Raw genomic sequence first — 6785 nt, 5'->3', positions numbered from 1 at the left:
TCGGGATCGTCTGGTCATGGATGGGCTTTCTCACCGCGCGATCGCGTCCGCGACCCTCGATCGGCGTGCAGGTCGGTGGCGGGAAGAGACGAGCTACCGAGGAGCCGCCATCGCCGGCGGCGGCGGGAACGCGGGGGGAGCTGCCGGCTGCAGCGTCTGGCCAAGCAGGCAACGCACGCCCGGCGAATCGGGCTTGGCATCGTAAGCCCCTAGCAGGCTCTCGACGTAAGCTGCCCGTTGAAGCTCACCGTTATAGAAGCGCGACGTCAGATCCAGGAAATAGGGATCCTGCAGGAACTCGCTGTCGATCTGCACTCGTCCGATCCGCTGGTACTGGCACTTGCTCTCAACCCGATTGAGAAAATCTTCATACGGGGCATCGGGCCGGAACGCATCGGGTGCGCATCCGCCGAGAGCGAATGAGGCGCACAGCACCACGGCCAGCATTCTGGCCGTGGTGCGAAACGGCTGTTGCGGCCGCTCGACGCGGCTGGCATCGGCTGGCGAGGGGACCTTGGGCATGTTCATTTGTCCGGAATCTGGCATGCGGGTGTCGGGCCGGTAGTCAGCCCGACACCTGGCTCGAGTGACGCTCAGCGCGGAACGACGCGAGCCGCGTCGCCGTTGCCTTCCACATACACCCGCTGACCCTTGTAGAGGGCCGGGTTCACGGGCTGGGTGACCGAAACCAGGACGCCGCTTCCGGTGCGAATGACGATTTGCTGACCCGGAACCGGATGGTCGTACTTTTTCTGCACCTCGTTACCGGCGAACGCGCCGCCAACGGCACCAAGAACCATCGCCACGTCGCGGCCGGTACCGGCACCGATCAAGCTGCCAACCCCGATGCCGGCAAGCCCGCCGACGACAGCGCCAACGCCAGCATGATGACTGCTCGACAACTGGACATCGAGGATCTGTTCGATGATGCCACTGCGAATTTCAAGTTCACCTGGTTGCTGACCGGGTGCGGCGCAGGCACCCAGCGCCAGGGCCAGGACGAGGACGGAAAGATACGAAGAAATTTTCTGCAACATGGAAACCTCCTGTGGGGATCAGCACCGCGATCATGTTCAACAACCACGGCATCGTCAAAAAACAGGGCCGTCGGGAGACGACCTGGCGGAAATTGGTGCGCTCGCGGCGCCCAACGGAAATCATGTCACCCGAATCATCGCCACGCCAAGCTTGGCCACGGCCGGCAACTTGGCGATGACAAAGGACGCTTGGGGTAACCCGGCGACATTGTACGCCAGGCGCCCGCAGCTCGCATCAATCAGGCGACAGCGCTGGCGGAGGCGTAATCTGTTCCGGCGCCAGCGCTGCGTCAGGCGCAACGGCATCCAGAGAACGAACGGCCGGGCCCTGATCGCGCTCCGGCGCCAGCGCCGCGTCCGGCCGGACTGCATCCGGCGACCTGACTGGCGGCGGGTTGATCTGTTCCGGATCGAGCGCCCGGTCAGGGGCGATCGCATCTGGCGACAGCGCGGGATCCGGAGCGATGGTGGTCACCTGGGCGGCTGCACCCCAGGCCAGCAGGCAGGCGAGCAAGCCGCCAAGCGCGACGCACGCATGACGATAACGGAAGGTCTTCATTGGCAATTTCTCCTCATCCATGAGCCGCGAACCGGCGGGGGAACTGGGCACAAGCCGTGCACGCACGAGCGTGGCGAAAGACTCTGCCGCACATCTGCCTTGACCAGGCGGCCGCTGTCCAGGCTGGACCAGCGGCCGCGACACGCTCGGCTTCCACGACGCCGTGTCAGCACACGCATGGAGTCTATAACAGAGGGCGCGGCGGCGCGACGGCGCCGCCAGCTACAGTGCCATGGTCCCCTACCCCGACCATTCAAGGCCCCCCAGCCGACGTCGCTGAATTCTTCGCCGCCCCTTCTGCCATTTCCGTTGCCGCCGGCGCAGCATGCCATTGACCCTTCTCCACCAGCTTCGGCTGCTGCGGGTCGTCGTGATAATTTGGCGTCATGATCTGAACCTCAAATTCATTGAACACGTCCAGAATATTGCGCTGCAGTTTCGCGTTCACCAGCGGTATCGCCTTGGCGTCGCGGCAGTAGGCGTTGATCTCGTAGGTCACACAAAAATCGCCAAGCCCCTTGTACAGCACGTAGGGCGGCGGCTCCTTGAGCAGGCCCTGGGTTCGCTCGACGGCCATCAGCAACATCGCCTCGACCTGCCGCCAGGGCGTCTCGTAGCCGATGCCGACCGTTGCGTGCAGGATCACTCCCTGCTCCTCGGCCAGCGAACTGTAATTCACCACGTAACCATTGAGAATCAGCGAGTTGGCAATCGTCACTTCTTCGTTCTTCAAGGTACGCAGATGCGTCACCTGCAGCCTGACCTCAGTCACGTCGCCCACCACATCGCCGATCATTACCCGGTCGCCGACCTTGAAAGCGCGCCGGTAGGTGATCATCAAGCCGGCAATCAGGTTGGCAATCATCGATGAGGACCCAAGCGAGACAACCACTCCGACCAGCAGCGAAACCCCCTTGAAGGCTTCCGACTGCGAACCCGGAATGTACGGATAGGCGACGATCACGGCAAAGATGATGACCGCGAAACGGACCAGCTTGTACGTCGGCCACGCCCACTCGGCGTCGAAATTCTCGAGTTCCACCGAACCGCGCGCCACGGCGTTGAAGAACAGCCGGATCAAGCGCAGGACGAAGCGGACGACCACCGCCAGAATGGCGAGAAAGATGAGGTCGGGGAGATAGCCGAGCAGACCTTCAGCCATTGTTTTCAGCGGACGGATGAGGATATCGGTCAGTTCCTCGGCAAACCCGCGCGTCCAGGGGAAGCCATTGAGCACGAAATCCAGGCAGCCGAGGGTGGCGATGACGATCACCAGCAGACGTAGCACCGATACGGCCGCCCCCAGCACATACCAGATGCGCTCTGCACGCACGATCTGGAACGACTGAATGCCCAGGCTGCTGATGCGATTGCGGTAGCGCTTCTCGAGCAGGGCGAGGAGTCGCCGCGTCAGCCAGATCAACAGGGCGACCACGGCCACCAGCGCCGCCACGGCAGCGGCGGCCTGAATGGCGTGCCGCCGCAGCGCTTCCGGGCTGCGCTCGCTGCGATAATCAGCAATCGCCCGGCTGATCCGTTCGGCGGTCGCCAGCGCGAGATCCTCGCGCTCCATTTCCTCGATGCGCGCGTCCGCATCGAACAGCGCCATGATTCGACGCTCTCCGAGCATGATCGCCGTGTAGTCACCCGACTCGCTGACGCTTACTTTACTGGGGTCTACGCCGGGCTCGCTGGCGAAGCGCTCGATGCGGTCGGCAATGGCATCGGCCCGTGACTGTGCAGGGAAACTGGTCACGCCGCGCACGCGGAAGAGAACGCGGCCATCAACCTCGACCGGCGCTGTGGCAATCTCCGCGTCCGGATGGACGTAGTCATGCGGCGCAGCTGCTGTTGCCGCAGCAACCGCAGGGGAGGTGGCCGCCGTTGCGGACAACGCAGTGAGCAACAACAGGAATCGAAACATCCCGGAAATCATCTTCGCTATCCCCTCTGCGCCGCTGTTGCCGCCTGCCGGTAAGGCTGCAGGGACTCCACGGCACCTTGAAAGATCAAACCCACACCCTTCGCCGCCAAAAAAACCCCGACGACCCGGGTAGCGGCGGCGAAATGCATCAGTTCCAATGCTGACTCCCTGATCGTCGACGCCATGCCGATCGGCGTCGGGCGCCAGCTCCGAAGATGATCGGCACGGCCAGCGTCGTCCTGTGCAAAAACGATGATTTTGTGGTGTCTTCGGTGGAAAACCTGCCGCCATGGCGAACAAGCAAACGCGCGCAGGCTATCACAGATGATTGCCGGTGCGATGCCTAGCCGTGGACCGGCCAACCTCGGCGCGGTGATGCCGGAACACGCCATACCTTCAAGGCCACCTTGACCGCTCCGAGGCAGCCTCTCATACTCCGCGGCATGGTCTTCAGCTATCTCACTGCCCTGCATTTGATCGCCCTCGTGGCGGTGTCGCTGCGCATCTTTTCGCGCCGCACGGCGCACGGTACGGCCGTCGCGTGGCTGCTGCTGATCGTCCTGCTACCGGCCGTCGGCGTCGTGATGTACCTGCTGATCGGCGAGCGGCGTCTCGGCAAGATCTGGATGGATCGGGCGATCGCCATGCAGCCGCAGATCCTGCGCTGGGCGCAGGACATCCCGGCGGCCAACACGGTCAATCCGGAGACGCTGACTACCGGCGCGGAGAGTGTCAGTCGGCTCGCCACCGGCTCGGTCGGGCTGCCGCTGATGGGCGGCCACCATCTCCAACTGCTCGCCGACAGCGAATCGATCATGCGCGCGATGATTGCGGATATAGACGCTGCCCGCTCGTCGGTACACATGGAGTTCTATATCTGGAGTGCTGGTGGCTTCGTCGACGACCTGATCGCCGCGCTGATCCGGGCCGCACAGCGAGGCGTCTGGTGTTGCACATTGATGGATTCCCTGGGCAGTCGCCCTTTTCTGCAGGGCGAAGCCGTCGAACAGCTGCGCAGCGCAGGCGTCCAGGTGGTCGAAATCCTCCCGGTCAACGCCTTGCGTGCGCTGTTCGTCCGCCTTGATCTGCGCGACCATCGCAAGATCGCCGTTATCGACCGCCGCATCGCCTACACCGGCAGCATGAATATCGCCGACCCCCGCTTTTTCAAACAGAACGCCGGCGTTGGCCAATGGGTCGATGCGATGGTCCGCATAGAAGGGCCTGCCGCCTGGGTACTCGAAGCCGTCTCGATGTCGCTGACGGCGTTGCAGACCGGATCCGATTTCGCGCCCCCACCAACGCCCGATCTGGTACCGGCCGGCAACTGCCCGGTGCAGATCTTTCCTTCCGGGCCGCAAGCCCCGACGCGGCACATCGAACAGCTGCTGCTCGCCGCCATTTACGCGGCCAGAAGCGAGATCGTCCTGACCACACCCTACTTCGTTCCCAGCGAAACACTGATGACCGCGCTGCGCTCCGCCGCGCTACGCGGCGTACGCGTCATCCTGATCGTGCCCGAGAGAATCGACTCACTGCTGGTCCGTTACGCCGGTAACGCGTACGTGGAGGACATGCTCGTTGTCGGCATCACCATCCTCCTCTTCGGCGATGGCCTGCTGCACACCAAGAGCATGGTGGTCGACGAAGAAATCGCCATCTTCGGCACGGTCAACCTGGACTTGCGCAGCTTTGAACTCAACTTCGAAGTCTCACTGATTACCTTCGACCGCGAGTTTTCGATGGCGGTGCGGGAGACGCAACGGCATTACGAGTCGAGGTCGCAGGTGCTGGAACTCGAACGCTGGCGCGCGCGACCGAACTGGCGTCGGCTGCTGGAGAATGCGGTGCAGGTGCTCAGTCCGCTGCTCTGAGTGCCCGCGACGCCAAAAGCAGACAGACCGGGAGTTATACGGCGAGCGGCCAGCTCGAAGCGATGTACTTCAACCTGCGGCAGCTTCCCTTTGCCAAAGCGGAGGCTTCGCGCGAAGGCATCAGGCTGCGCGTCTTCTTCGAGTTGCGCGCCGGTGGTTACGACGGCTCCACCTACGAACTCAGCTACGACCCGGCCAGCGATCAGCTCATCGGGATCTACTATCAGGCGGTCGCCAAACAGCGATTCAATGTCTCTTTCCTGCGCAAGTACTAGGCGTCGCCGTCTCTCAGCCCGTCCTCGCCGACGCCGCCGCCTGAAGCGGCTAGGCGCTGTCGGCGCCGCTTCAGGCTACCCCCTTCTCGACACCGACAGCGCACACTGGGTCAACCAAGCACCTGATCACCCTATTTGCAGAACTTGACGCACACCACTATTCGACAAATGCGACGGCATCTCTCAGAGGCTTCCGCGGACAGCACGCCGAACAGCGGCTCCGGCGGCGAGCACAAAGATAGCCAAGGCCAGCAGCGGCAGGGTTCCCGGCAGCGGAAGCGCCCTCGATACGGCGTCCGCCATCAGCAAGTGAGCCTGGGTTGTCGGATGTATCGGGTCCCAAAAAAGATAGCCGGTCGGATCCGGGACGACCTGCCCCAGTCCGGGAATAAAAGCCGGCGCCGTGTTATTGGTAAAGCCATACGCCGACGGATCGGCCTCGATTCGCTTGAACAAACCGAACATGTCAACCGGGTAGAGTTGAAGCTGCACAGCGGAGTCGCTCATCAGGCCGGCCAGCATGGCATCCAGCTGCGCATTGAATACCGGGGTGAACTCTGCCACGAGAGCTTTCGTGCCCGGCGGGAGGGGTGGTCCATAACCGTTGAAGAACGGCGCACTGCTGGGGTCGATTTGGTTCGGCACCACCACGCGCAGCGCCCCGTTGGCATCGAGCCTGCGCAGTTCCGATTCGAACTCCGTGATGCTCGCCGCCAGGGCAGCCAGACCGTTATTCTTGGCACCCGTCGATGCAGCAAACAGCGCTGCCTGCAGCAAGTTTTGTGAACCGCCCCAGAACAGGACAATTTGATCGGCGGCAAAGCGGCCGCCGGGGCTTGCCAACAGGAAGTCGTCGATTTGCTTGCCGGTATCCGAAACCACCTGTGTTTGCCCCGGAATCGCAATCGACGGTCTGATACGCGTTGCGGGACCGATGGCCGCACCGGCGTAGGCATAAGCTGTTCCACCCGTGCCTTTCTGGCTGGCCTCGGGACCGGCGACATTCAACATGTCGGCCAGATAATCTACCCACAGCGGTCCGTTGGACATTCGTCCTTGGAAATAAGGCGGCGAAGGCGGATCGGGCTGGGCAACGTGGGGGGGCGCGGGGGGCGC

General features: G+C 63.1%; 7 protein-coding genes. 2 read left to right on the top strand and 5 right to left on the bottom strand.

Annotation, left to right across the window (positions count from 1 at the left end):
• Positions 1–93 precede the first annotated feature (93 nt).
• The 4 genes from RUW20_RS08165 to RUW20_RS08150 all read right to left on the bottom strand — a co-directional run bounded on the left by RUW20_RS08165 (position 94) and on the right by RUW20_RS08150 (position 3532).
• Positions 94–522 (bottom strand): hypothetical protein, encoded by a 429-nt coding sequence (locus RUW20_RS08165; protein ID WP_313951710.1) that lies wholly within the window; start codon positions 520–522, stop codon positions 94–96.
• 71 nt (positions 523–593) lie between these two features.
• On the bottom strand, positions 594–1034 hold the full coding sequence (locus RUW20_RS08160; RefSeq protein WP_313951713.1) for a glycine zipper 2TM domain-containing protein: 441 nt from the start codon (positions 1032–1034) through the stop codon (positions 594–596).
• Between the two features lie 238 nt (positions 1035–1272).
• Entirely contained in the window at positions 1273–1596 is a 324-nt protein-coding gene (locus tag RUW20_RS08155; RefSeq protein ID WP_313951709.1) for a hypothetical protein, read from the bottom strand.
• Positions 1597–1849: 253 nt separating this feature from the next.
• Positions 1850–3532, bottom strand: coding sequence for a mechanosensitive ion channel family protein (locus tag RUW20_RS08150; RefSeq protein WP_313951708.1), 1683 nt, complete (start codon positions 3530–3532; stop codon positions 1850–1852).
• Between the two features lie 431 nt (positions 3533–3963).
• Between RUW20_RS08150 and cls the strand changes: the two genes are divergently transcribed.
• Together cls and RUW20_RS08140 are read left to right on the top strand one after the other, a co-directional pair.
• Positions 3964–5394, top strand: a complete 1431-nt coding sequence (gene cls, locus RUW20_RS08145) for a cardiolipin synthase (protein ID WP_313951707.1) — start codon at positions 3964–3966, stop codon at positions 5392–5394.
• Between the two features lie 62 nt (positions 5395–5456).
• On the top strand, positions 5457–5669 hold the full coding sequence (locus RUW20_RS08140; RefSeq protein ID WP_313951706.1) for a hypothetical protein: 213 nt from the start codon (positions 5457–5459) through the stop codon (positions 5667–5669).
• A gap of 183 nt (positions 5670–5852) precedes the next feature.
• Here RUW20_RS08140 and RUW20_RS08135 read toward each other — a convergent pair.
• On the bottom strand, positions 5853–6785 hold a 933-nt coding region (locus RUW20_RS08135; RefSeq protein ID WP_313951705.1), incomplete at its 5' end, for an SGNH/GDSL hydrolase family protein.

The organism is Accumulibacter sp., assembly GCF_032229525.1.
Lineage (GTDB): Bacteria > Pseudomonadota > Gammaproteobacteria > Burkholderiales > Rhodocyclaceae > Accumulibacter.
This window is presented reverse-complemented; position numbering and strand designations above follow the sequence as displayed.